Origin of the sequence: Paenibacillus mucilaginosus 3016, assembly GCF_000250655.1 — a bacterium.
Lineage (GTDB): Bacteria > Bacillota > Bacilli > Paenibacillales > NBRC-103111 > Paenibacillus_G > Paenibacillus_G mucilaginosus.
Window position 1 is genome coordinate 7,367,417 of sequence record NC_016935.1, and the last position, 23,758, is coordinate 7,391,174.

At 56.2% G+C, this 23,758-nt stretch carries 21 protein-coding genes and 4 pseudogenes; 11 read left to right on the forward strand and 14 right to left on the reverse strand.

Translation table 11 applies throughout. From position 1 onward, the window contains the following. Nucleotides 1–31: 31 nt before the first annotated feature. Nucleotides 32–310: a hypothetical protein gene (locus PM3016_RS30485; RefSeq protein WP_041619310.1), complete on the reverse strand. Its 279-nt coding sequence runs from the start codon at nucleotides 308–310 to the stop codon at nucleotides 32–34. Nucleotides 311–460: 150 nt separating this feature from the next. Then, nucleotides 461–4,033, reverse strand: a complete 3,573-nt coding sequence (locus PM3016_RS30490) for an Ig-like domain-containing protein (RefSeq protein WP_014372058.1) — start codon at nucleotides 4,031–4,033, stop codon at nucleotides 461–463. A 283-nt stretch (nucleotides 4,034–4,316) separates the two neighbouring features. Here PM3016_RS30490 and PM3016_RS37680 point away from each other — a divergent pair. Together PM3016_RS37680 and PM3016_RS41515 are read left to right on the forward strand one after the other, a co-directional pair. Further along, nucleotides 4,317–4,953 (forward strand): annotated as a pseudogene (locus tag PM3016_RS37680) (NAD(P)-dependent alcohol dehydrogenase); the annotation flags it as partial. 170 nt (nucleotides 4,954–5,123) lie between these two features. Next, a pseudogene (locus PM3016_RS41515) lies at nucleotides 5,124–5,378 on the forward strand (helix-turn-helix domain-containing protein); the annotation flags it as partial. Here the strand turns inward: PM3016_RS41515 and PM3016_RS30505 are convergent. Then, the gene (locus tag PM3016_RS30505; protein WP_014372061.1) at nucleotides 5,306–6,394 is read right to left on the reverse strand and encodes a GerAB/ArcD/ProY family transporter; all 1,089 of its coding nucleotides are present in this window, start codon (nucleotides 6,392–6,394) and stop codon (nucleotides 5,306–5,308) included. The pseudogene PM3016_RS41515 and the gene PM3016_RS30505 sit on opposite strands and share 73 nt — an antisense overlap. A gap of 142 nt (nucleotides 6,395–6,536) precedes the next feature. Here PM3016_RS30505 and PM3016_RS30510 point away from each other — a divergent pair, with 142 nt between their 5' ends. Together PM3016_RS30510 and PM3016_RS30515 are read left to right on the forward strand one after the other, a co-directional pair. Beyond that, on the forward strand, nucleotides 6,537–8,111 hold the full coding sequence (locus PM3016_RS30510; RefSeq protein ID WP_014372062.1) for a spore germination protein: 1,575 nt from the start codon (nucleotides 6,537–6,539) through the stop codon (nucleotides 8,109–8,111). A gap of 66 nt (nucleotides 8,112–8,177) precedes the next feature. Continuing rightward, the gene (locus PM3016_RS30515) at nucleotides 8,178–9,395 is read left to right on the forward strand and encodes a Ger(x)C family spore germination protein (RefSeq protein WP_014372063.1); all 1,218 of its coding nucleotides are present in this window, start codon (nucleotides 8,178–8,180) and stop codon (nucleotides 9,393–9,395) included. Between the two features lie 495 nt (nucleotides 9,396–9,890). Here PM3016_RS30515 and PM3016_RS30525 read toward each other — a convergent pair. After that, nucleotides 9,891–10,400 (reverse strand): annotated as a pseudogene (locus tag PM3016_RS30525) (TSCPD domain-containing protein); the annotation flags it as partial. 67 nt (nucleotides 10,401–10,467) lie between these two features. After that, nucleotides 10,468–10,815, reverse strand: a pseudogene (locus tag PM3016_RS40965) (LysR family transcriptional regulator); the annotation flags it as partial. 227 nt (nucleotides 10,816–11,042) lie between these two features. Between PM3016_RS40965 and PM3016_RS30535 the strand changes: the two are divergent. Continuing rightward, a complete protein-coding gene (locus PM3016_RS30535) occupies nucleotides 11,043–11,285 on the forward strand; it encodes a hypothetical protein (protein ID WP_013920280.1) in 243 nt (80 codons plus the stop codon). Between the two features lie 215 nt (nucleotides 11,286–11,500). On the opposite strand, the gene PM3016_RS30540 is transcribed toward PM3016_RS30535, so the two are convergent. Beyond that, nucleotides 11,501–12,298, reverse strand: coding sequence for a hypothetical protein (locus tag PM3016_RS30540; RefSeq protein ID WP_014372067.1), 798 nt, complete (start codon nucleotides 12,296–12,298; stop codon nucleotides 11,501–11,503). Nucleotides 12,299–12,532: 234 nt separating this feature from the next. Between PM3016_RS30540 and PM3016_RS30545 the strand changes: the two genes are divergently transcribed. The 3 genes from PM3016_RS30545 (at nucleotide 12,533) to PM3016_RS30555 (ending at nucleotide 14,243) form a co-directional block, all read left to right on the forward strand. Continuing rightward, nucleotides 12,533–13,222 carry an MOSC domain-containing protein gene (locus PM3016_RS30545; protein ID WP_013920282.1) on the forward strand — a complete coding sequence of 230 codons (690 nt, stop codon included), beginning with the start codon at nucleotides 12,533–12,535 and terminating at the stop codon, nucleotides 13,220–13,222. Between the two features lie 203 nt (nucleotides 13,223–13,425). Further along, nucleotides 13,426–13,848 carry a methyl-accepting chemotaxis domain-containing protein gene (locus PM3016_RS30550; protein ID WP_013920283.1) on the forward strand — a complete coding sequence of 141 codons (423 nt, stop codon included), beginning with the start codon at nucleotides 13,426–13,428 and terminating at the stop codon, nucleotides 13,846–13,848. Between the two features lie 44 nt (nucleotides 13,849–13,892). Continuing rightward, nucleotides 13,893–14,243 carry a hypothetical protein gene (locus PM3016_RS30555; RefSeq protein ID WP_013920284.1) on the forward strand — a complete coding sequence of 117 codons (351 nt, stop codon included), beginning with the start codon at nucleotides 13,893–13,895 and terminating at the stop codon, nucleotides 14,241–14,243. A 178-nt stretch (nucleotides 14,244–14,421) separates the two neighbouring features. On the opposite strand, the gene PM3016_RS30560 is transcribed toward PM3016_RS30555, so the two are convergent. Beyond that, nucleotides 14,422–15,435, reverse strand: a complete 1,014-nt coding sequence (locus PM3016_RS30560; RefSeq protein WP_337999613.1) for an alpha/beta hydrolase family protein — start codon at nucleotides 15,433–15,435, stop codon at nucleotides 14,422–14,424. On the opposite strand from PM3016_RS30560, the gene PM3016_RS30565 reads away from it, so the two are divergent. The 3 genes from PM3016_RS30565 to PM3016_RS30575 all read left to right on the forward strand — a co-directional run bounded on the left by PM3016_RS30565 (nucleotide 15,350) and on the right by PM3016_RS30575 (nucleotide 17,643). After that, complete coding sequence (locus PM3016_RS30565; RefSeq protein ID WP_013920286.1) at nucleotides 15,350–15,646, forward strand: YusU family protein; 297 nt, start codon at nucleotides 15,350–15,352, stop codon at nucleotides 15,644–15,646. The genes PM3016_RS30560 and PM3016_RS30565 overlap by 86 nt on opposite strands. A 171-nt stretch (nucleotides 15,647–15,817) precedes the next feature. Continuing rightward, complete coding sequence (locus tag PM3016_RS30570; RefSeq protein WP_049819077.1) at nucleotides 15,818–16,609, forward strand: RNA polymerase sigma factor; 792 nt, start codon at nucleotides 15,818–15,820, stop codon at nucleotides 16,607–16,609. Nucleotides 16,610–16,641: 32 nt separating this feature from the next. Then, entirely contained in the window at nucleotides 16,642–17,643 is a 1,002-nt protein-coding gene (locus PM3016_RS30575; RefSeq protein ID WP_041619315.1) for a hypothetical protein, read from the forward strand. 157 nt (nucleotides 17,644–17,800) lie between these two features. Here PM3016_RS30575 and PM3016_RS30580 read toward each other — a convergent pair whose 3' ends face one another. The 7 genes from PM3016_RS30580 to PM3016_RS30610 all read right to left on the reverse strand — a co-directional run bounded on the left by PM3016_RS30580 (nucleotide 17,801) and on the right by PM3016_RS30610 (nucleotide 23,563). Next, nucleotides 17,801–18,577, reverse strand: coding sequence for an SDR family NAD(P)-dependent oxidoreductase (locus PM3016_RS30580; RefSeq protein WP_013920287.1), 777 nt, complete (start codon nucleotides 18,575–18,577; stop codon nucleotides 17,801–17,803). Nucleotides 18,578–18,817: 240 nt separating this feature from the next. After that, entirely contained in the window at nucleotides 18,818–19,267 is a 450-nt protein-coding gene (locus PM3016_RS30585; protein WP_013920288.1) for a chemotaxis protein CheX, read from the reverse strand. Nucleotides 19,268–19,409: 142 nt separating this feature from the next. Continuing rightward, the gene (locus PM3016_RS30590; protein ID WP_014372069.1) at nucleotides 19,410–20,237 is read right to left on the reverse strand and encodes a VanW family protein; all 828 of its coding nucleotides are present in this window, start codon (nucleotides 20,235–20,237) and stop codon (nucleotides 19,410–19,412) included. Nucleotides 20,238–20,333: 96 nt separating this feature from the next. Then, nucleotides 20,334–20,786 (reverse strand): NUDIX hydrolase, encoded by a 453-nt coding sequence (locus PM3016_RS30595; RefSeq protein ID WP_013920290.1) that lies wholly within the window; start codon nucleotides 20,784–20,786, stop codon nucleotides 20,334–20,336. Nucleotides 20,787–20,971: 185 nt separating this feature from the next. After that, entirely contained in the window at nucleotides 20,972–21,772 is an 801-nt protein-coding gene (locus PM3016_RS30600; protein WP_014372070.1) for an ABC transporter permease, read from the reverse strand. A gap of 5 nt (nucleotides 21,773–21,777) precedes the next feature. Further along, nucleotides 21,778–22,575, reverse strand: coding sequence for an ABC transporter permease (locus PM3016_RS30605; RefSeq protein ID WP_014372071.1), 798 nt, complete (start codon nucleotides 22,573–22,575; stop codon nucleotides 21,778–21,780). Then, nucleotides 22,565–23,563, reverse strand: coding sequence for an ABC transporter ATP-binding protein (locus PM3016_RS30610; protein ID WP_014372072.1), 999 nt, complete (start codon nucleotides 23,561–23,563; stop codon nucleotides 22,565–22,567). The genes PM3016_RS30605 and PM3016_RS30610 overlap by 11 nt, the downstream gene beginning before the upstream one ends. Nucleotides 23,564–23,758: the final 195 nt, after the last annotated feature.

Consider the following 23,758-nt stretch of genomic DNA (forward strand, 5'->3'; position numbering starts at 1 on the left):
GACCCCCATGTTTTATTTAACTCTGATGTTATTAGATTTGTTCGATTCGTATCTTCACCCGGAAAGGTCCATTCACTTGCTTGAGGAGGTGGCCCATAACGGTCATTTCACGTGAAAGGTAGGAGCCGGTGCAGCGGCCGGCAAATTGAATCACCATATCCCCCTTCTCCAGAAGGCTGCTGTCTACTTCAAGCTCCTTGTTTTTAGGAGAAATGTCCTGCCTAAAATGCAGTTCACGTCTAGTAGCGGCAACTTCCTCCATGGGAACTCGAAGCGTTCCTAAGTAAGCATACAGCTCTCTGATGTTCATTCCCCATGCCTGTAATAAGGCTAAAGCCCTAACTGATCCAATATGGAGCGGTTAGGGCTTTTGGGGACATATGGATACTGCCGTAAGACAGCATGAATACAGTTAGCGGCCAGCCGGGATGCATGCCCCGGATGGCCGCCGGTCTTTATTCTATTTGCCGCTGTTTCCGTTTTTTCCGTCATTCACTTGAAACGTCCATACATCCGATAGGGTCTTGCCTAGGTAAGCATCTTCTACACTAACATACCAGCCATAGGTGCGGCCTGGGGTAAGCCCCGTCCACTTCGCCTTCGCCGTAGTTCCGCTGACGACGTTCGATTCTTGACCGATCAGCTTCGTGGTGAGTACGTTCAGCTGAATGTAATCAGTAGCTACTTGCTTTGCTACCGGTTTAAGCTTTATTGGAATTGTAAACTCCTCTTTCGAATCTTCATAGTAATTATAGTCATTTAAGTACGAAGAGAACGTATTTACATGCAGCAGTCCATGCTCCGTGTCAAACTTCAGCAAACGTAGATAACCGAGTCCGCCCTGCTCCAAACCCTGATAGTCGGCCAGCATCTCCAATACTTGGCGGTCACCGATCGTTTTCACATTATGGCTCACCCCGATGATATGTCCACTTAGCACCATAAACACATTGTCGTTCGGAACGACGACCTTCTCATATATTTCTTTCCCTTGACCCGAGTAATTCCCTTCTGGGTTGATGTATTCATGCAGAGCGACAATAGCATTGCGGTCGCTATATTTTTTCAATACCTGATTAGCCCAATCAATGGACTGCTGATCGATCACCCAGCCGAAATAAAGGATGACGAAATCGTTGCCCCCAGAGGAGATCAAATCGTAGTGGTCACGATTGTTGTCGAGCTCGCCACCGTAATAAGAGCGATTCTCGAAGCGGTGACGGCCGAAATATTTGCCGTACATGGAGTAATCCGCCGCTGCATAGTGAACATCATGATTGCCTGCCAACACGCCATATGGCATCCCCGCATCGTCAAGAATTTTCATACTCCTGTCCGCGTTTATGTATTGATACTCATCCATTCCGTCCACGATATCGCCTGTGTGAATGGTATATTGTATTTTCTGCTTTGCCTGCTGGTCGACAAGCCACTGCGTCATATTCGTGTAAATATGAGGGTACGATTTGGAGTAATACTGAGTATCACTGATCCAGGCGAAGGAAAAATCATACTCGTCCGGTGAGGGGATTTGATCCTGCACCAGTACCTGTACGGTACCCTCACGCACCGTGTCTGCAACACTCACTTTTCCCTTCAGAACAAAATCCTGTGTGCCTATGCCCGAGTCGACCTCGGTCCATTTGCCGAGCTTATGGTTCCAAGCATACATCGTCACCCGGCGGCCTTCAAGCGAGTGCCCCTCCCAACGGACTTCCAGCTCCGATACCCCGGTCAAATCCTGATCTACTTTCAGCTCGAACCGGTGATAAGGGAAGTCCCCGTTCACATCAGTCGTTACATATTGATCATCGGAGATCGAGATTTTACTATATTCACCCTCATCGAAGGCCTTCTCGCCTTGGGGCACCTGCAATAACGGCGGTTCCCGGTCTACTGCATGGCTGTACGCTTTCGCTTGTCCCCTGTTGGCGTAGTCGTACTTGTACCCCTCATAAAAGGACACCTTCAACGCATCCCCATAAGGATCCTGAACGTTCGCCATCAGCATCGGATTCGGACCCACCTTCTCGTCTCCGTCATTCGGCTTCGGATTCATCGGCGCATTCGGATGCTCCTGCAGCGACTCAAAGACGCTTGCGGCGGAAGTCTCATTGCCTGCGCGGTCGGTTGCCGTGACCTCCAAGCGGTGAGAACCTGGCGTTAAGCTGGCCGCAGCAACGGTGCCGGGAAAGTCCACCGGATTTCCATCCAGCTTCGCTTCTACCTTGCTCACCCCAGAGATTGTATCACTCACTTGAGCGGTAAGCGGGATAAAACCCTTGACCTGCGAGCCGGCATCCGGTGTGATTGCTGCGATGACAGGCTTCGTGTTATCTACGATCACGTCTGCGGCGGCTATCGTTGTGCCTTCACGCTCAAGAGAGACCCGGTGCTTACCGTCCACAGCTTTTTTCGTATCCCAAGCATAGGTAATTGCCGACAGCTTCTGCTCCGGGATCATGAAGTGAAAATCTCGGTGCTGGATGTCATCATTGACGCCATAGCTTGTTTTGCTGTCGTAGGCAGGATCCCTAAGAATCGTTCCGTCCCAAAGAATGAGGCGCACGTTTCGAATACTGAAATTATCATTGTTCCCCTCATTGCTGGTCGGGGAGATCCGGTCCCCCGCCCACACGGACAAGGTGTTCGCTCCGGAACTCAGCAGCTCGGGAGAAACCGGTACGGCAACCGTCTCGAATTGGGAATAATCATGTATCCCTTCAAATAAATGAATGATGGTATCACCTATCAGGATACCGTTCTTAAACCCGAGCGCCGGCTGCAGCCCGTCCGCTTCAAGTACGAGGTATGCCTCGCCCGGCATCACACGCTTGCTTTCGATAGGCTGGCCGTCGATCGACACCCGCAGGACACTGCCGTCCGCCATAGGCTGATAGCCTTGAAGGGCTACGGTTTCACGCAAATATTGACCGTCTGCAACATTCAACAGGGGAATCGGCTGGTGCTGCAAGTGAATCTGATACGAAGCGGCCGGTTCAGAAGGGGCTTTTACCTTATGAATCCCATCCGACACTTCATAATAATACTGCAGCTTAGAACCGGACATGATGTCATATTTCGAAATGGTCTTGCTGAACATCCCCGCTTCGTTTAATGTCAGGTCCTCCTGTTGATACACTTCTTGAGCATCCGTCTTGTAATATAACGTGACACGTTTCACAGACTGATCATCTGTAACCTGTGCAGTTAGCGTCAAATCAACGGGGGGCGTGCTTGTATAGGGTGGCGTGTGCACAACAGCCGGCTGAGCTGAGTCCTTCGGTAATACCACGGTGCCTGTAGGAGCTTGGTCAGTGCGAATAGTCCCCGGTGTCGGCTTCTGCCCGGAAGCGAGCTTGATGAGTACGGTGCTTCCATCTGCAGGCAATGTATAAATATTGCTTTTGCCGGCAGAAATGTCTTGGTTCGGATGGTTATAGTTCGCTCGGCTAATCTGCGTTCCCGTATCAGTAGAGATGACAACGGCGCGCATGCCTGTGTTGGCCATCCCGCCCGAGTGTACCTCCAGCAGCTGCTGGGAAGTGACGTTACTCCCGAAATGCCGGTTGAAGTCGGTTAAGGTTTTTCCCTCGCTGGCGCCGGTTCGTACCCAGACCACCGCTGTGCCGCCTGGAGGAATGACCTGGTCGCCGTCTAGATTCCATACTTGATAAGTACCATTGGCGTAGGTATAACGGATTTGTAAGTCCCTTGCCGGCAGCGCTCTGTCCGTTGGGTTGTACAGCTCGATGTATTCATAAGCATCCGTTGATGAATTATCCGGCACCAGCTCGGTAACCATCAATTCTATAGGGCTGACTGTTCCATAAACCGACTGAGTTACTTGAGCTGCAGCGGGTGATTGGGTACCGTATACGGAAGTCAATACGCTCGAAGCCTGAACATTGGTCTCCTGGTTTAAATCCATACCGGAGGAAGGCACCGAACTGTACGAAACCGGACCGGACAAGCCCACCGATAGTGCAATTGAGGCAGAAACCGTCCTCCACCATTTTTTATTGGATCTCATTTTACTTATTCATCCTCCTGATAGCTGCGTCGTATAGTGCTACTACAGCTTAAACGAAGATTGTAAAGCGATTGTAAGATCGCGATGAATAAATTGTAAATCATGAGCAATAATTCTTTTCTATCAGAGAATGATGTTGATCAGGCTAGAGAAGAGGGTGCCAAAGGTCTAGATATCGGGATATGAAAACGGAAAATGGAAATTTGTGTGAAATGCTAAGTGTGATTTGAGAACAACAACTCCAATATGTGTTTGTTGGGGGGAGGGTATAGGAAACTGAATAAGAATTTGTGTCCGGATTCCGGATAAGCTTGAATTGGATGTGGCTAGCCCGCTTTTGTGTGCAGGTATCACGACATACTCTCCCTTGAAACATTGGAAAGCTGGTCCAGAAGGTTGCCATGGAGGGCTTGAGCACTTGCAGTTCAATTTGCCCACGCTATGGGTGCAGAAGTAACGGTCTTAAGTCACACGATGAACAAGAAAGAAGAAGCTCTTCGTTTGGCGCTGATCATTACTTGGCAACCAGTGATCCCGCAACATTTAAAGAGCTGGCTGGTCGGTTTGACCTCATCTTAAATACGGTGTCTGCGAATCTTAACGTTGATGCATATTAATCCACGCTTCGCGTAGATGGAACGCTTGTCAATGTTGGTGCACCACCCGAGCCAGATCAGTACCTTGCATTTTCCTTAATCATGGGACGTCGCAGTATTTCCGGTTCCCTTGTTGTAGGAATTCGGGAAACACAAGAGATGCTTGATTTTGCTGCCGAGCATGGCATTGCCCCTACAATTGAAGTGATTCCAGCTGACCAGGTTGATGAAGCATATCAGCGTGTCCTGCGGAGCGATGTGCGCTATCGGTTCGTTATCAAATTTGAGCATTCTCAGGATCATTGCAAATGTTGGGACTGTTAAATTTGTACCTCAGAGGATTACCGTACTCAATTCTTTACTTATTGGACATAATTCTCATTCAGATGGTTTACTATTTCAGGGGGGTACATTTTATACAAAAAGCAACAATTGGAAGATCAAAGGAGTCGTAGAAGTATCTACCATCAACATGTTTTCTCTTCGGCGATTATGTAGTGAAGTACCGCATGGACATCGCCAAGCAGCTGCTGGAGGAAACCGCTCTTCCTTTGAATGACATCGCGGCCAAGCTCCAGTATGCGCATACCAGCGCATTTATCCGCGCCTTCCGGAAGCTTGAGGGAGTGACCCCGGGCAGTATCGACAGCTGCGGGGAAGGTACGAGCTATCTCCATTATGCTGATTTTCTTCTGCGAAGCAAGGCAACCAAAAACAGCAGCAAGGGGATCCCAAGCTCCATAGAGTAATTAAAGAATACATTGGAGGTCCCCATATAATCCGAAAACTCCTGAAGGCTTGGGGATAGCCAGAAGCTGTACACTGTAATCAGAATTCCGAAAGGGAAGAGCAAAAACCGATAATCGTTCAAGCCCAGACACTGTGCCGAGCCAAGCGCAAGAGCATAGTAAAAAACCGATAGCTTTAAGAAGGCCCCGGCAACCCATAAAGCCATTACAATCGACTCCAGACGTGTCAAAAATTCAGCGATACTAATGTACCTTGCGGCGGATATCGTCGGATAGGTTAGCGAAGTGGTGATGTTTCCGAAGATCATCAGGACGGTTGTATTAATTGCAGTCAAAACAAGCGTTACGACGAGAATGGCAATCAGACTCCACTTTAGGCCCTTATGCCTGTCGGATAGGATCGGAAAGAAGAAAGCCAAAATTCCAAAATGATGAAACCAGGTGAACAGAGGTACGGCGCCCATAAAGGCCGGCTGAATTCCTTTTTCCATTATTGGCAGCATTCGTTCAGGCTTCATGTCGGGCAGCAGCAGTGCGATGATGATCACCCATGATAAGAAAATGACGGGAACCATGATTTGTGAAGCTCTGGCCAGCACTTCGCCGCCCCCCCGAACGGCAAAGGAACAAACGAGCAGCATGCTAGTTGATATGACAACAACGGGTGTAAGCGAGAAGTAGTTGCCCACAATCAGCTCCGAATATTGCCTTAAAATGTTCGCGCAGATGTATAAATAAAACAATAGCAGCAGCGCGCTGAGCAGCTTCCCCGCCGCTTTCCCCAATATGTCTTCGCTGTACTCCACAATGGTTTTTCCAGGATACCACTGGCTTAGTCGATTCACGATCAGAACCATCACAACCCCGACCAAGGAAGCGATAAACGGAGAAATCCACAAGTCGCGCCCTGCATGCTTGGCGGTTAAGGCCGGTGCTGTCAGGTCGCCGGTTGCGATAATCACAGGATAGATAAGAAAAGCCAATTGAATAGAAGAGATTCGTCCTTTTTCCAGCATCGATACCGCCCCGTTATTCCTGTAATGGATATGCTCTATGGTTTGCAGCATTCCGCGTAACTATACAGCGATTCTCAACATAGATATATTTTTCCTTATTGGTAAATAATATTTTCAAATAAATCCATTAAGGGGGGCGCCTTTGAAAAAGCTCGGAAATTTGCTCCAACACTTAGTGAAGCCCGGAACACCAATATCTTCGACCTCAAACACCGCTCCGTCATCGGAGGAAATGCTCTTCGCTACCTTAGACGACAACATACAGGTTCTTCGTGCGCTTTACCAAAAGTGTGACGATGTCATTTTCAGAAGCTTCTCGATCGGAGGAGGCATTACAAGGGCGGAGTTAATATATATCGAGGGGTTAACCGACACGATTCATCTGGACAAGCTTGTCCTCGAGCCGCTGATGCAGGCAGCAGGCATAGATTCTTTGGAGCCTCAGGCGCTGCTCAAGGAGAAGGTGCCTGTTTCGAAGGCCAAAGAAATTAGCAGCTTTCCGGCTGTAATCGAAGAGATATCTAACGGAAACCCTCTTATTTTCTTTGACGGAAGTCCGCATGCGTTTGCATTAGGAATGGCTAGATGGGAAATGCGGAGCATTGAGGAGCCAACGGCCGAATCGGTGATTCGAGGCCCGCGCGAGGGCTTCAATGAGTCTATTGGGGTCAATGCCTCATTAATTCGACGCAAGCTAAAAACTCCGCACCTCAAAATGCAAGCAATGAAAGTCGGCCGGTACTCTCAAACGCAAGTGATGATCGCATATATTGAAGGGCTTGCGGATACAACGCTCATCGAGGAAGTGCAGGCGCGCATTCGGCGGATTGATATTGACGGCGTACTGGAAAGCGGATATATCGAGGAAATGATCGAGGATAACCCGTTCTCCCCCTTCCCGCAGGTTCTTGCGACGGAGCGTCCGGACACAGTGTCCGCGAGTCTGCTAGAGGGCCGGGTGGCGATATTGGTGGATGGTACACCGTTTGTCCTGGTTGCCCCTGTTTCGTTCTACTCCCTGCTTCAATCCGCAGAGGATTATTACGAAAGGTATATTGTCGGAACGGCGATCCGGTGGATGAGGTATGCGTTTTTGCTGGTTTCGCTACTGATGCCCTCAGCCTATATTGCCATATTGACCTACCACCAGGAGATGATTCCGACCACGCTGTTACTAAGCGTCGCAAAGTCCAGAGAAGAGATACCGTTTCCGGCGTTGGTGGAGGCCTTATTAATGGAGATTTCCTTTGAGGCCTTAAGGGAAGCAGGGGTCAGACTTCCAAAGCAGGTGGGTGCGGCCGTAAGTATCGTCGGGGCGCTTGTTGTCGGACAAGCCGCAACGTCCGCAGGGCTCGTGTCAGCTCCTATGGTCATGGTGGTCGCTATTACCGGGATCGCCTCTATCACCATTCCGCGATATTCCGCCGGCATTGCGCTGAGAATATTGAGGTTTCCGATCATGTTCCTCGCCGGGACTCTGGGATTATTGGGAATTATGCTCGGCTTGATCACAATTATCATTCATTTGTGCTCATTGCGTTCCTTCGGCGTGCCTTATTTGACGCCAATGGCTCCTATGAAGTTCAGCGACATGAAGGACGTTATGCTTCGCGCACCCTTTTGGGCTCAGAACTCACGGCCGCATCTATCCGGGGAGTATGACTCGCTTCGCCAGTCTTATGGCAATAAGCCTGGACCTGGGAAAGTCGGCGAGTAAGGGAGCCAGCGTGTGTTAAGGGCAGGCTGCGATGCCAATAGCTTGTAAGTTGAGGAGGGTGCAGAAATGAACGATAGACAAAGGAATAGAACGGCACAGTCGGTCTTTTGCCTGCTATGCGGCTTCCTTATCCTAACACTTACAGGTTGCTGGAATCGGGTGGAAGTGAATGATCTGGCCTTGATTATGGCAGCTGGCATCGACAAGAAGGATGAAGACGGGATTGAACTCACTGCGCAGATATTCATTCCTAAGTCCGGGGGAGCACAGCAGGGGGGCGGTTCAACGTCTGGCTCGGGAGGTGCTCAAGGGCAAACACTGGTAAGAACAGGGAGAGGCGTAACCATTGCCGACGCCATGTCCAAGCTTCAGGAAGCACTCCCTCGGAAAATATTCTGGGGGCACACCGAAGTATTTATTATCGGGGAACAGCTCGCTCGGTCAGGGATACGGGAGCAGCTCGATTTCATTTTGCGTTTCCCGCAGATGCGGGAGCGTTCGAGTATCTTCATCTGTAAGGGAACGGCGAAGCAGGTCATGGAGGCTTCGCCTCCGTTAGAACGCTCGACTTCGGAGGTGCTTAGGGAGATGACGAAGAGCAAGCAGGGACTGAGTCTTACGGTGAACGAACTCGCTCAAATGCTGTCGGGTGACTCGAAGGCCGCCATTATTCCTTGGGTTGAGCCACTCCCCGCTGATAGAGGGAATAGAGACCAACAGCCGATTCCTTACATTATGGGCACTGCTGTGTTCAAGAAGGATCAAATGATAGGCCGGATCGATGATAAGACAACTAGAGGAGTTCTTTGGCTTCGCGATGAAGTGGAGCGAGCCATTGTTACGGTTGCTCCCGAGATCGCAGACAAGGGGTATGTATCCTTTGTGCTGCTTCGAAGCAGCACGGAGCTGATCCCTTCTGTGAAGGGGGATCAATGGAGCATGACCGTAAAGATTGAAACAGAAGACGACGTCATTCAAAACACGACAAAGCTGGATATTATGAAGCCGGAAATTACGAACTCATTGGAGAAGGAGCTGGAGAAAGATATCATTAGCCGCGTGAATTTGGCGCTGACCAAGGCGCAGAAGGAGCGAAAAGTGGATATTTTCGGATTCAACGAGGTGTTTCATCGACATTATCCAAAGCAGTGGGAACAAATCAAGGAAAATTGGGAGGAGAAATTCCCTGAGATCGAAGTACGTGTGTTAGCAGATGCGAAAATACGCAGACCCGGCTCCATTACATCCGGCGGTACCCTCCCGGAGGAAGAGGTGATGAAATAGTGAAGTGGCTGCATGTACTAGGCATCCTAGTGACAGTGACGCTCATGACGCTCTATGAATGGCCCCGTATTCACGGGAGAAAAGAGAGGATAACGTATGCCGTTCTGATGCTGATTGGCTTGCAGCTATCTGTTCTTCTTCTGTATATTCCAGAATTGCCGGGACCTGTACAGCTCATCGATACGGTGTACCGCCCGCTAGGAAGACTTCTTGAAAAGTGAGAAAACCTCTATCAAGGCCTTTCAAGGATGCGCGACCGCGATCCAGAGGAAGGTTTTCTTGTTTCCTAACAAGCCGCTTACCCTTATTTTTGGGAGTTTAGTAGGTGCAACTTTACATACTTTGTAATCTAATTAAATAAACAGTTTATTAGAGAAGTTGGAATTAATTCGAACTTCTTTTTTTATTCACATAAATTCAGTAAAACTTAAATCAATAGTACTCATGAATAAATATGCATGATTATGCAACGATAACATATTTGCATTTCCTAGTTTATATTAATATGCTTCTAATCCAACTAATTGTGCTGAACAACACTTGCTTAATCAGAGTCGCTGAACCGCATGCGGGGCAAAGATCAGTCGAAAACGGAGCTCCTGTTCTCTTCTGAAATCCCGATGCATCTTCTTCCTTAACTTGATAGACCGGAGCCAGCGTCGGCTCGTCTGTTCCGATATGCATCTCGAGTGCCTTGGCCACAGCATCAGCAATCGAGTCCACACGGTTTGGACCAAAGCCAACCGCCCCGGAACCCCCAATGCCCTTCAGGTGCTTGATCAGCAGCTCCGCCTTCTGGCCATGATCGCCATACCGCAGGAACAAGCTGGCTACGCGGCCAAGTGCCTCAGCCATGGCGAATACATCTGAGCCCGCTTTCCCTACATTCAAGAACAGCTCCCCAGGTACCCCATCCAAATCATTGATCGTGATATAGGCCATGCCGAACGGAGAGTTCATCTTATAGGTCGACCCGCGGAGAACCTGCGGCCGCTGTTTGTACTCGGCCTTTGCCTTAGGAGCAGGCGCATCAGCCATTGGAACGGGAGCCTGTTGAATTGCTGCAGTCTAACGCCCGGTGGAATGGAATGACCGTGGGCGGAAGCAGATACTGGACCGACGTGAGCAGCGCGCCGATCGTGAGGCGTCCCCGCCCCAGCCCCTGCAGCTCGCCGATGGCGGCCCTCGCCTGAGTCAGCTCATGGAACACCCGATAGCCGTGCTCCCGCAGAATGCGGCCGGCCTCGGTCAGTACGATTTTCTTCCCTACCCGGTCGAACAGCAGTGTCCCCACCTCATGCTCCAGCAGACCGATCTGCTGGCTCAGCGACGGCTGGGTAATGTTCAGCTTCTCCGCCGCTCTCGTAAAGTGCAGCTCCTCGCACACCTTCATGAAATATTCGAGCTGTCTCAGCTCCATCCTCGCTCTCCCTCTCCCCGCATGCGCGTCCCGCACCGCGGCCTCCGCCTTCCTGCATCCCGAAAGCATAGGAATTTCCTATGAGTATAGCCAGAAGAAGGGAAATCTGCAATGATTCGAAAGACCTTGCCATTTGCTATAAACAATCAACCCCACTCATCCGATAAAATTCCTAAAGAAACCAATTACCGTTACTGAACTAATATAGATGAAGGTGGGTTATTTTCATGAACCTCGAAAAAGCCGAACAGATCCTATCCGAGAACAACCGCCGCATTGAACAGCTTCTCACCACCTTCGGACTTCGGTTGTCGGATCCCATCATCGTCGAACTGAGCCAGGAGATGGACGCGGCGGTCCTGTACCTGCAGAAGCTCGTCACTCCCTCCCGGCCCGGCAAGAAGTGCGGTTCGGTCCGTCCGGGATGCTGGCACTTCACCTCCCCGCTGGAGGCGGCGGAAGTGGGTTGAAGCCAAGGAGACGATTCATCTGATGCGTAAGCTCTGGGAAGCGGTTGCAGCACCGGCTGGACGGATGACCCGCAAACCGGGGAGAACGGATGGACCCTGCTGCCCACAGCGAAAGAAGGCCCTGTGCAAGTGCCCACGGGGCCTTTTTTGTGCTTGTCCGTCCAACCCGTTCAACCCGTTCAACCCGTTCAACCCTGAGGAGCCCGCCGATTGAATCAGTGCGGGGCCCGGTCCTTCCCGCCATAGCGCGAACCGTACCGGTGCAGCTTCACGGTGAAGGTGCCGGCGAAGAATAGCGCCGCAGCCGGGAGGGCCCAGAACATCCACCGCGTCACCCCGGCCTCCTTTTCCGTCCACAGCAGCCAGCTTAATGCCCCCATGATGAAAGTACCGAGCAAAATCAGGACGAGCTCCATACGCTGCTGCTTCTGTGCCTTCTCCTCATCGAACCGGCCGTAATCCGCCTCCGTCCGGGGCTCGCCCGCCGAACCGGGAAGCAGGCGTTTCTCCGCCGGGCGGTACCGCTCCAGCGTCTCCCGGAGCAGGAAGCCATCCTCATAATACGGGGAGATCGTAACGCTCCGGCCGCTCTCCAATACGACGGCATAGCCTTGACGCAGCCTTTTGAACTCCCTGATCTCATCAAGTGCGAAGACATCCTGTTCCTTGCGTCCGAACATCAGATACACATAGCCGTCCCGGACCACGATCGACATCTTGCGCAGCAGCCCGAACAGCACGATCCCCAGAAGGGCAGGCAGCAGAACGACAAGCCTCATCGCCCCGAGCCCCGATGACACCTGAAGCAGCATAAGCGAGAGCAAGAGTGAACCTAACAGCAGAGCGTTGGCCCCCCGGCTCCCGCGGAACACCCGGTCTCCCAGCTGGACGTCCGGGCCCCCATTTTCTTTTCTTTTTTGCCACAGGTAACACGAGATCAGCTTGTACGCCACCACTCCCCCGATGAGCAGCCACCCCATCCACTGTCTCCCCGGGATGCTCTCCCACCACATGCGTTCCACCTCCGTCAATCCAAGTCCGTTTACCTGTCATTACCATGCCGGAAAGCGGGCGTAACGCACCTTAACAAACCTTTAGAATACGGCAGGATTCCATGCTGAATAATTCCAGTGAATCATAGGCACAGCCTATCATCACGATTGGCATCCAGGGATGGTGCGCCCACCGGTTCCCCTGTACAATGGGACCATCTTACAAACATACTGTCGGCATAGGAGGACATGTTCATGAAAACGGAGGTTATCTCATTGAATACAGGCCTGCCCGAATCTTTGCCGTACCGCGGCCGGGAGGTATCGACTGGAATCCGCAAGCACCCTGTACGGGAGCCTGCGGCGCTGCTGCGGGAAGGGCTCGCCGGAGATGGACAGGCGGACCTCGTGCATCACGGGGGACCGGACAAGGCGGTGTGCGTCTACCCTTGGGAGCATTATGCCTTCTGGGCCAAGGAGCTGGAGCAGCAGCTCGGCTTCGGCGCCTTCGGGGAGAATCTGACCCTGCACGGCCTTCAGGAGGCGTCCGTGTGCATCGGCGATATGTTCCGGCTCGGCACCGCCCTCGTCCAGGTCAGCCAGCCGCGCCAGCCCTGCTTCAAGCTGTCCGTGCGCTACGGTCGGCCCGATCTGCCGCTGCTCATGCAGGAGACCGGCTTCACAGGCTGGTACTTCCGGGTGCTCGAGGAAGGCCGAGTCCACGCGCCGTGCCCCCTGGAGCTGACGGAGCGGCCCTCACCCGGGTGGACCGTGTCCGAGGCCAACCGGATCATGCACCGCGATACAGATGACATGACGGGTACCGCTGAGCTCCTCGCCGTCCCGGCCTTGTCGGCGAGCTGGCGGGCCACTCTGCAGAGGAGGCTGGAAGGCATTCCCACGGACCCGGCCGCACGGCTGCACGGCAGCCAAGGACTGCGGTAACCCATTTTTTTAATATTTCATGAATCCACCGCAGCCTTTCTGCGTACAACCTACCACAGAGAAAATCTTGAGGCGCTTCCAGCATTTTGTCTGATGCAGCTTACTGAATCTTCTTGTCATCACGGCTTGTTAACGGATACAATGAAGCTGAAGTGCCACGCCATCATTCCATATCGTTACATAGAGAAGGAGACAAACATTCCATGGAACTCTTCGGTAAAAAGAAAGCCAGAACCGCAAGCAATGACATCGACAAAATCCTGATTCAGATCGACTCCATCACCCAGGCCGAAATCGACCGGGTCTGTGACCGGATCGACTCCGAGCTTAACTCCTGCGGCAGAGAGCTCAGCAATGCCTCCAATACCATCAATCAGATCAAGCCGCTGATCGACAGGCTGGTGGCTCAGGTCGGACAGAATGCACCGGACCACGTGCAGGTTCTCGTAACTTCCATCGCCCAAGAAGTGATGAGCAAGGTTGTCGGCGCCGTGGATAACATCAATGAAGTTAAGAAGAACATCGACGACATCAACAAGTACACCGATGAGATCGATAAGCTGACGAATAAAATTGACGAGCTGACGGACGAAATCGACAAGATCACGGACAAATTCCAGGGATAATTCGGGCGCCTGAAGGGCCGGATCCCGGGCTGGGGGAAGATGCGATGAGCAACTATACGCCTCCTGTGGGAGGAAACAACAACTACATGAATAACTGGGGCAATCCGAACCGGATTGACCGCGCGGCCAACCAGATCGACCACATTGCCGACAAAGCCAGCTTCGCGATCGATATGATCAACACCGCCCTGCTGGCGATTGACAGCATCGAGAAGGAATTGGTGGAACTCTCCAATGCTCCTGTCCCACCGCAGCCAACGACCTTAACTTCGCTGGCTCACCGGCTGGATACGAACCAGAAGCAGGTCAAAGACGGGCTTGACAAGATCAAGACGCTGATGGCCGAAATCGACCGGACCACGGACCACCTGCAGCGCAATGACGGGTGGAAATAAAATGCAAGGCAGGAGCCTCCTCCAGGAAGGCTCCTAGAGCCTGCAGACCGCTTCTCGATAGGAGCGGGCTGCAGGCTTTTTTATATATTGATAAGCAGTACCCAACGAAAAAAAGCAAACTCCCCTATCCTCACGGAAAAGAGAGTTTGCCTGTCATACGAGCCACGAGACAGCCCCATTACCCCCGCCCGGCCGCCAGCTTGTCCGTGATCCAGCCGAACACGGCATCGAGCGCCTGCTCGTCCTCATCCTTCGGAAAGCGGTGATCGAGCCCGTCGTACAGCTCCATCCGGTACTCCTTGCCGGCCTCTTCGAGAGCCGTTCCAAGCTTGCGGGCCTGCTCGACGCTCACCTGCGTGTCCCCCGTGCCGTGCACAATGAGGACCGGCACCCGAATCTCGTCGATCCAGTACACGGGCGAGCGGTCCTCGTAGGCTTCGGCCTGTTTGCGCGGATGGCCGACGACCCGCTTCAGCATGCGCCGGAGGTCGACCCGCTCCTCGTACGTATCGAAGAGGTCGCTGACCCCGCTCCACACGACGACCGGCCCGGCCTGATCGCACTCCCTTGCCGCGAGCAGCGCCATCAGCGCTCCGCGGGAGAAGCCGATGAGCGGCACGGGCCCCGGCTTCACCTCGGGCAGCGACTGCACCAGCGAGATCGCGCCGCAGACATCATGGCGGTCCTCGCCGCCAAAGTCCTCGCGTCCCTCCCCGCCTTCATTGCCCCGGTAGAACGGCGCGAACACCACATAGCCGCGGCGGGCCATCGAGAGAATGCGGCGCTTGCGCACCATGCCGACCTTGCGGATTCCCCCGCGGCAGAAGATCAGTCCGGGCGCGGGCACCGCCCGCTGCGGAACGGCCAGATAGCCTTTCACCTGCAGTCCCTGGCTGGCATAAGTCAATACATAAAGAGCGATTCCCTTGGCCGGACTGCGAAGCTCCTCCCGGTGAAGCAGCGTACCGTCTGGGAGCCCGGCGGCAGCCCCGGCTTTTTCAAGCGTTTCGGTGTGCATCCGCAGCCCCTCCCTTCTTTTGACATCCCCCTGCACCGGCAGTACACTAGGAGTTAGTATGACCGGAACGAAAGGTGGACTTTCATAAATGAATTCGCAAGCCTTGGACGAGTTCGAAGGCCTCGTCGCCAAATTTACCGAGCTGCTCATCGGCGATTCTTCGCCCGAGAACATCGAGAAGATTAAAGTGTGGGCTCTCTACAGCCATATTCACAAAACGATGCCGGCCCTCACCGGCCACTGGAACGGGCTTCATCCTGAGATGAAAGCCGGAGTGCGCGAGCTCTACGAGGAAGTGCGCAGCCTGAACCAGAAGCTCAAAGCCGAGAACCAGAAGCTCGAGCAGCAGGCCCAGCCGGACCCGGCGAATGGGCAGGAATCCTGAGCGGCCGCCGGCCACCATAGGACCTGCTATACACAATACATACCCTCAGACCGGAAAAGCAAACGATTTTCGGTCTTTTTTTTCATTCCTGTCCGGTGAATCGGTCAGATATCGTCCGGCTGCGGCATCTATCTTACAGGAGCACCCGACAAGCGGGAAGGAGCGAATGAGATGCGGTCCACTACAGAACAGATGGAGGCCGGCCCGGATCGGGAGCGGGAGCAGCCCCTGGAGCGGGAAGCTCCTCCGGCCGGTACGGCGGAAGACAGCCGGGCCCTTCTGATGCGGGCCCGGGGCGGCGACGCGGAGGCGTTCAGCGAGCTGATGGGCAGGCACCGCCGGGAGGCCTACAGCCTGGCCAGCGCCCTGGCCCGGGACACTCACCTGGCCGAAGACATCGTCCAGGAAGCGATGCTGCGCGCCTTCCTGCGGCTCGGCACACTGGCCGATCCGGGCCGCTTCGTGCCCTGGCTGCAGCGCATCGTGCGCAACGAGGCCTACATGAAGCTGCGGCGCGGAGGTCCCCACGCCAAGGAGCGGCCGCTGGCCTCCTTGGCCGATGCGGCAGACCACGCGGCGGACAGCGCACAAGAGCAGGCCGGTCTGCTCGACCGCCTGCAGGTGCAGGGTGCCGCGCGCTCGCGGGAGGGGCAGCCTTATGTGCTGCCCGAGGCCTCCCTGCTCCGCCGCGAAACGATCGATACGGTCATGGGCCTGCTCGGCTGCCTGACCCCGAAGGAGCGGCAGCTGGTGGAAGCCGCCGTGCTGGAGGAGCTCTCCCCGCAGGAGCTGTCCGCCCGGTTCGGCAGCTCGGCAGCCGCCATCTACAAGACGCTCTCCCGCTCCCGCCGGAAGCTCCGTGAAGCAAGAACGCAGCAAAGGCTCGGCGAATATACGCAGCAGCGCCGCGACCGGGGCTGCCCGGTCCGCCGCTCGCTCGACGCCGGCCGGCTGATCTTATGAAGCCCGCCGATAATGAGAGGAGCAGCCAACCGATGGAACAAACGACACCCTGCATGACCTGGACCAGTGCCGCCCAAGCCCTGTGGAACCTGACCCGCTATACGAATACGCCCGATCTGACGCTGACCGAAGTGATGGGCTATACGTCCCACGCCTTCCGCATCAATATCAACCCGGCCAACGTGGATGTAGCCGGCCCGACTTCCTTCCCCTGGCGCCGCCTTCTCTCGGAGGGGATGGCCAATCTGGGCTTCCGCACGGCCTGCGCCGAGTCGGCACCCCTGACCCCGCCGTCGGACGACGAGCTGGAGAAAGCGCTGGTGCTCGCCCAGCGGAGCATCGACCGGGGCATTCCCGCGATGGCGTGGGACCTGTTCATTCCCGAGTTCGGCGTGCTGTACGGCTACGATGATGAGAAAAAAGCCTTCGAGGCGCGCGACGTCCAGCAGGACGGTCTGCTGCCCTATGCCAGCCTGGGCCGCGGACGGATCGGCGAGCTCTTCGTCCTGACGCTGGAAGACCCGCTCCCGCTGCATCTGGACCGGCAGGCTATGCTCCGCGGGGCGCTCGAGATGATCGTCCGCCATGCCAGGGACAACGAAGAGGGCGAGCATGCCTGCACGTACCGCAACGGCCTCGCCGGCTATGACGCCTGGATCGAAGCCTTCCGGGGCGGGAACGTCAGCCCGATGGGCAATGCTTACAATGCGGCCCTGGTCGCCGATGCCCGGTACCATGCCGCGGAGTTCCTGCAGGGACTGCAGGCCATATGGGCCGGAGACCGTCCGGTGGAGCAGACCGTGCGCGGGCTGGCCCTTGATGCCGAACGGCACTATCGCCGGGTGCATGAGGCGCTCGCAGGCCTGCTGCCGCTCTTTCCTTTCCCGCAGGGCGGGTCGCCGGACGATCCCGATACGGCTGCTCAGACTGCCGCCCTGCTCGGCGAAGCCAAGTCAGCGGAAGAAGAAGGCGTCCGCACGCTGGAGGCGATGCTGGCAGCCCTGCGGGAGAACCGCCCGCAGCAGGCGCAGTAGAACAACCGCGCAGCCGTGCAGAAGCTTTACCCGCTCCGAAGCCGGAATAGCGGGCTGCCCTTGTACGGACCAGAATCCGCTAACCGTCCAAAAGCCGGAGGGGGACAGCCAAGGGATATCCCTTGTGCTGTGCCCCTCCGGCTTTTTTTTGCCGCGCCTACTTCTTGTTCAGCAGCTTGAACGCCACCCGGTCGAACATCCGCGGGAACAGCTGGAACAGTTTGACCCCGGCGGCTCCGACCCAAGGCAGGTTAATCTCCGGTGTGCGGCGTTCCACCGCCTTCAGGATCTGCCCGACCACCGCCTCCGGCTTCAGCATGAACCACTTGACGTTCTTGACGTAGCCGCCTCCCGGGTCCGCCCGGTCGAAGAACGGCGTGTCGATCGGGCCGGGATTGACGGCCGTCAGGTAGACGCCCGTGCCGACGAGCTCCTGCCGCAGGCTGTTCGTCAGGCCGAGCACCGCATGCTTCGTCGCCGAATAGCCGCTCGACTTCGCCGACCCGATCTTGCCCGCCATGGAAGCGACATTGACGATATGCCCGCTGCCCTGGTGGAGCATCGCGGGAAGCACCGCTTTCGTGCACCGCACGGTCCCCATGTAATTGACATCCATCATGCCCTCGAATTCTTCCAGCGGGGCATCCACGAAGCGGTCGAACACCCCGTAGCCCGCATTGTTGATCAGGATGTCGATCCGCCCATACTCGGCCAGCACCTTGTTCATGACCCGGGAGACGTCCTCGGAGGACGTCACGTCCAGCACCTCTACGCCGTGGCGGCCGCTTATGCGTGCTGCCGCCTCCTTCAGCTTTCCGGCAGACCGCGCCATCAGCACGGGGACGGCCCCCCGTTCGGCCAGCCTCTGTGCCAGAAGCGCCCCCAGTCCGCTTGATGCGCCCGTAATGACCGCTATTTTGCCTTCCCACTCCATCGCCGCGCCCCCCTGACCCTCTTACCCTATGTATTCCATTAGTCGCCACCTATTCGACGCCGCCGGATAGGAATCCTCCCGGCACCCCCGACCTTATTGTACCCGGTTTCGGCCCCTCTGCCTCTTCCTTCCTGATCCTCCCTCATGCCGGCGGCACTGCCTGCCGAAAACCCAAATAGGCTGCCTTTCTCCTTCGGGGAGACAGCAGCCTTGCGTTTGGGATTCCGCAATTCGGATACATTAAGCGATAAGTACTTGAATATCCAGCTCGCCGATGCCTTCCATGATCAATGGAATCGTCAGGGCTTTCTTGGCTTCCGTCGCCGCCTGCACCATCAGCTTTGGAGGCGTGATATCCACGACAACCCCCTGATTGAAGAGCATCGTGCTGGCGTTGCCGCTGATCATGTTGCCGAGCTCCGAGATGGCGCTCTTGCTCATCTCATCCATCTCTGTAATGGAATAACCGCCCATCATGGCCGAGACCACTTTCTTCGCCACATCTTCATGCAGGCCGAATACGATGTCCCCTTCCATTTGTCCCGTCATGCCGATCTGAATCCAGATGTACTGCTCGCTGATTACGACTTCCTTCACTCCGAGCTGGCCTGTGGACGGACGGACGTTGGCTACCTGCTCTATGACAACGCGGGCCGATTCCAGAAACGGATTAATAAGTTCTGCCTTCATGTAATGTCCGGTCTCCTTTTTCGACGAATCTACATAACCCTTAAGGACTATATTGTTATTCCATTATACCTATTATCGGCACATTCGTATAGTTTCTTTATGGGACTTAAGGTAGAAAAGGATGGAAAAAGGCCTCGCCAATTTATGGCATTTCTGGCGGCAGACTCGGGTCGTACATCATGATGGCGTGGTTGTCGGTGAGATGCTGCTGTTCCAGCAGCAGGCCCTCCGGATTCCACACATTGCGGCAGATGGTATTGTGACGGATATAGCCGCCCCAAAGTTCCTGGGTGAACCAATGCTTCTTCTCCACAATCTCGTAACGGTGCATCGCCGGACGGTCCGAGCGCCAGGTGCCGATGAGGTGGGTATCGCTCAGCTCCAGGCTGATCTGGTACAGCGCATCCGTCCCGTTCACCGCCTGAAGATCCAGATAATTATAAAAGCAGGTCGCCCCCGTGCCGAAGGGCTGGGTCCGGCCCGCATCCGGGAACACATCGTATCCGTGACGGCAGCGTTCTGTAATCTGAACCGGCGTGTGGAGCATCATCCAGTACAGGAGGTTCGAGAGCTGGCACAGCCCGCCGCCGATTCCGCTCCGGACGGTCCCCCGGTGCAGCACCATCCCCTCGAGGTACCCTTTGGACCGTGCAGGCCGGCCGATGGTCTTCCAGTAGGAGAATGTCTGCCCCGGTCTCAGCAGCAGTCCGTCGATCCGGGCGGCCGCCAGCCGAAGGTTCGTCACCTTGTTGATCTGCAGCTGCATGTCCACATCCTTCAGCTGCCGGAGCAGCGGCGTCCGGTGGGTGAACACGACGTACGGCAGGAGCTCCCTGCTGCGCTCCGAAGCGTAGTCGCTGCCCGAGGTCAGCCACTGCAGCCTGCGGCGGGCCCGGTAATAAGCGACGCCTGCAGCGAGCCGCAGCGGGGAGCGGTCCTTGGGCGCCGGAATGGGATTTCGGAGATTCATGGGCTAAAGCTCCTTTATCGTAATAGAGGACATCTGCGGCTGCGGCTGCCGGGCTGGGGAATCCTGCAGAAGAAAGCACGGCCGGACCACGGTACGCTAAGCCCCCGTCTCCCAGCCCCAGCTGTCATAGAACAACCCGCTGCGCACCTGCTCCACAGCCCGCCGCACGTGAGGAATCGTATCCTCCGGCAGGGCGTCGAGCGGCGCCCAGACGAGCTCGGAGCATTTATCCGGCTCCATGTTGGCCGGCTCTCCCTGCCATGACCGCACGGTCAGGTAAAAATCAATCCATTCCCCCGAGTCCGAATGTCGGTGCATCACGGCCGCCACGGCCAGATCGTCCGGTTCGATCTCCACGCCGACTTCCTCCCGCGCTTCCCGCAGGGCCGCCTGCCGGACCTCCTCGCCGCCGTCCAGCTTGCCTGCGACGAGGCTCAGCTTGCCGTCTTCATATTTGGTATTGCACCGCCTCAGCATAAGCAGCCTGCCTTCCTGAATGAACAGGAGGTAGACTGCACTGTAGACGCTGAACCATGTGGGTCTGCCCATAGAACTTTCCCCTCCTTTCTGCCTGAATCTTGCTGCCGCCATGAGACCATCTCATCGTCAGCAGAGAGTGAGGAGTTTCGACATCCTTCTCATATGTATTCGCAGCAAGCCCCCGCCATTCATAGCGGAGGCTCCTGAGATTAGACGCGCGTTATCCTGCGAAAGTTTCCTTGCTTGTGGGGCCGCTACATCCGCATCCCGATGCCGTTGCCCGAAGTATACCGCCTTAGGCCCAGTTGGAATATCCCCATGCCGATGATCGTCAGCAGAAGCGACACGCCGAGAGCCTGCAGCGTGAACCCGAGATCCGCCTCCCGCAGCAGCCCGATCGGCAGATACGAGATGAAGCCGGCGGGAATCACGGTGAACAGCAGCAGACGCCCCCAGCCGCTGAAGATGCCGGTCGGATAGGTGGAGAAGGCCAGGATCGCCTGGAACAGCTGGTGCCCGATCCCCTCGGCCTGCCCGATGAAGAAGGCGAGCGACTGCACCGTCACCACGAAGAACAGGAAGATCAGCATCGCGATGAGCAGCGCCAGGGCGAACCGGAGGATGCCCCAGGGGGACAGCTCCCCGAACATGGCGTACAGGATGAGCGCGAACAGCACATCACCGATCGCAGACAGGGACATCCGCGACACAAGCAGGTGGAGCAGCACCGGCTTCGGCTGCGCCAGATAGACGTCGAGCTGTCCGCCGGCGACGAGAGAGGCGAGCCGGTAGGCGTTGCCGAAGAATACCGCCGACAGCCCGAACCCTCCTGAGCTCACCGCCCACATCATCATGACATCCTGCAGCGTCCAGCCGTTCACCACGGGGAATCGCTGAAAATACAGCCCCCAGAACAAGATCCATACCGTATTGTTGACCATCATCATGCCCGCCGTCATCAGGAAGCTCATCCGGAACTCCATTGCCCCCGCAAGATTCAGCTTCCAGCAGGTCCATACCCAGGCGGCGAGCCCCTTTGCCCGGTACCCGTTCATTCGTCTCACCCTCCGTTCACATTCAGCTTGCGCACGCCGCGGCTGTAGATCCACAGCGTCAGCGCCGTGAGCAGCACGATCCACCCCAGCTGGATAAGCAGCATGGAGGAGAGATCCGCCTCCCGCCAGTTCACGGCCGTCTTGGCCGGGAAGTACAGGACCGCCTGCATCGGCAGCCAGCGGCACACCTCCTGCAGCTTCTCCGGGAACAGCTCCAGAGGCATCAGCATGCCTCCGACCGTGAAGAGCAGCTTGTGGTACACGAACTCGAGCCCCCGGGTTTCCTCGATCCAGAAGGCGCAGAGCGCCAGCATCATGTTCATCAGGAAGTTGACCGTCACCGCCCCGATCCCCACGAGGAAGAATCCCGCCCAGCCGGGACCGAAGTCCGGCCAGCCGAAGACGGCGATCCCGAGCGTACAGCCCACGGCGAGGTTGACCAGGACGCGGACCGCCACCTCGCTGGCATACGAGGCATAGTGGTATCCGATATAGCTGAGCGGGCGGGTCAGCCGGTAAGCGACGTCGCCGCTTTTGACCTCTTCCTCCACCCGGGTCGTCAGGCTCGGGAACGCCATGGCGAGCGACTCGGCGAAGAGGATGTACCAGAGGATGCCCTCCAGGCTGTACCCCTCGATCGTCGCGCTGCCCTCCCCGCGGTAGGTCGCCTGCCACAGCTGCAGGAAGATATACATGATGATGACCAGGAATACCGTCCGCAGCAAAAAATCCGTGACGTAAGCGAGGTGGTTGCGCAGCGAGATCTGTCCCACCGCGGTATACTTGAGCACCTTAGCCCGCATGGCTGCCTCCCCTCTCCCGCTCGTAAATGTGCGTGATGACCGCCTCCATCGGCGGGTCCTCGACCGTGATGTCCGACACGCGGTAAGCCCCGACCAGATGCGTCAGCACCTCCTGCGTGGAGACCGCGGCCGTATCGACCGCAAGCTTCAGGCTCGTGCCCGTCTGCTCCAGCACCTCCACCCCGCGGAAGCGCAGCAGCTCGCCGGGCTCCAGCAGCTGGAGGGAGATCGTTTTGCCCGTCAGCAGATCCCGCTTCATCGAATCGACCGTGTCGTCGAAGATGACCTCGCCGTAGTTGATCACGACCGCCCTCCGGCACAGATGCTCGATATCCCCAGGGTCATGGGATGTGAGGAAGACGGTCGTGCCCTCCTCCCGGTTCATCTCCAGGATGAGCTCGCGGATCTTCGCCTTGACGACCACATCAAGGCCGATCGTCGGCTCGTCGAGGAACAGGATCTGCGGCCGGTGGAGCACCGCGGCGGCGATCTCGCAGCGCATCCGCTCGCCGAGCGACAGCTTGCGCACCGGCGTGTGCAGGTACGGTTCGAGCTCGAAGCGCCGAACAAGCTCGTCACGCCGCGCGTGGTAATCGTTCCGCTTCAGCTCGTAGATGCGGCTCATCAGCTCGAACGAATCCGCAGGCGGCAGGTGGTACCACAGCTGCGACTTCTGGCCGAAGACCGAGCCGATCCGGTAGGCGAGCCGGCTGCGCTGCGTCCAGGGACAGAGACCGAGCACCTCGGCGCGTCCGTCCGACGGATGAAGAATGCCGGTGAGCATCTTGATCGTCGTCGACTTGCCGGCACCGTTCGGGCCGAGGAAGGCCAGCGTCTCCCCCTGCCCGACCTGAAGGTCGATGCCGTTCACCGCCACCTTCTCCGCATAGCGGGGCCGCAGCAGGGAGCGGAGGCTCGCCCCGATCCCCTCCTCCTTCCGCTTGACGGCGAACTTCTTGCTGAGCTTCTGCACCTGAATACATGACATACCGGCTGCACACTCCTCTCTCTTCTCGCGATAACGGCCGCCTGCGGGCTTCCCGGGGCGTCCTCTGCTCTGGTACAGCAAAAAAGACCCTCGTGCCTCCCCGCCCGGCCGGCGGAGGAACTTGCACGAAGGTCTTTTATCCCTACGGTGTAGCGCGGCCCTATGCGGCCGTGCCGGCTTCGCTTGGTTCGCCCG

What these genes read in the sequence shown, in the direction of transcription:
- PM3016_RS30485 (WP_041619310.1), bottom strand. Translation starts at nt 310, where the DNA reads ATGAACATCAGAGAGCTGTATGCTTACTTAGGAACGCTTCGAGTTCCC.
- PM3016_RS30490 (WP_014372058.1), bottom strand. Translation starts at nt 4,033, where the DNA reads ATGAGATCCAATAAAAAATGGTGGAGGACGGTTTCTGCCTCAATTGCA.
- PM3016_RS30505 (WP_014372061.1), bottom strand. Translation starts at nt 6,394, where the DNA reads ATGCTGGAAAAAGGACGAATCTCTTCTATTCAATTGGCTTTTCTTATC.
- PM3016_RS30515 (WP_014372063.1), top strand. Translation starts at nt 8,178, where the DNA reads ATGAACGATAGACAAAGGAATAGAACGGCACAGTCGGTCTTTTGCCTG.
- PM3016_RS30535 (WP_013920280.1), top strand. Translation starts at nt 11,043, where the DNA reads ATGAACCTCGAAAAAGCCGAACAGATCCTATCCGAGAACAACCGCCGC.
- PM3016_RS30540 (WP_014372067.1), bottom strand. Translation starts at nt 12,298, where the DNA reads ATGTGGTGGGAGAGCATCCCGGGGAGACAGTGGATGGGGTGGCTGCTC.
- PM3016_RS30545 (WP_013920282.1), top strand. Translation starts at nt 12,533, where the DNA reads ATGAAAACGGAGGTTATCTCATTGAATACAGGCCTGCCCGAATCTTTG.
- PM3016_RS30550 (WP_013920283.1), top strand. Translation starts at nt 13,426, where the DNA reads ATGGAACTCTTCGGTAAAAAGAAAGCCAGAACCGCAAGCAATGACATC.
- PM3016_RS30555 (WP_013920284.1), top strand. Translation starts at nt 13,893, where the DNA reads ATGAGCAACTATACGCCTCCTGTGGGAGGAAACAACAACTACATGAAT.
- PM3016_RS30565 (WP_013920286.1), top strand. Translation starts at nt 15,350, where the DNA reads ATGAATTCGCAAGCCTTGGACGAGTTCGAAGGCCTCGTCGCCAAATTT.
- PM3016_RS30560 (WP_337999613.1), bottom strand. Translation starts at nt 15,435, where the DNA reads ATGTTCTCGGGCGAAGAATCGCCGATGAGCAGCTCGGTAAATTTGGCG.
- PM3016_RS30570 (WP_049819077.1), top strand. Translation starts at nt 15,818, where the DNA reads ATGCGGTCCACTACAGAACAGATGGAGGCCGGCCCGGATCGGGAGCGG.
- PM3016_RS30575 (WP_041619315.1), top strand. Translation starts at nt 16,642, where the DNA reads ATGGAACAAACGACACCCTGCATGACCTGGACCAGTGCCGCCCAAGCC.
- PM3016_RS30580 (WP_013920287.1), bottom strand. Translation starts at nt 18,577, where the DNA reads ATGGAGTGGGAAGGCAAAATAGCGGTCATTACGGGCGCATCAAGCGGA.
- PM3016_RS30585 (WP_013920288.1), bottom strand. Translation starts at nt 19,267, where the DNA reads ATGAAGGCAGAACTTATTAATCCGTTTCTGGAATCGGCCCGCGTTGTC.
- PM3016_RS30590 (WP_014372069.1), bottom strand. Translation starts at nt 20,237, where the DNA reads ATGAATCTCCGAAATCCCATTCCGGCGCCCAAGGACCGCTCCCCGCTG.
- PM3016_RS30595 (WP_013920290.1), bottom strand. Translation starts at nt 20,786, where the DNA reads ATGGGCAGACCCACATGGTTCAGCGTCTACAGTGCAGTCTACCTCCTG.
- PM3016_RS30600 (WP_014372070.1), bottom strand. Translation starts at nt 21,772, where the DNA reads ATGAACGGGTACCGGGCAAAGGGGCTCGCCGCCTGGGTATGGACCTGC.
- PM3016_RS30605 (WP_014372071.1), bottom strand. Translation starts at nt 22,575, where the DNA reads ATGCGGGCTAAGGTGCTCAAGTATACCGCGGTGGGACAGATCTCGCTG.
- PM3016_RS30610 (WP_014372072.1), bottom strand. Translation starts at nt 23,563, where the DNA reads ATGTCATGTATTCAGGTGCAGAAGCTCAGCAAGAAGTTCGCCGTCAAG.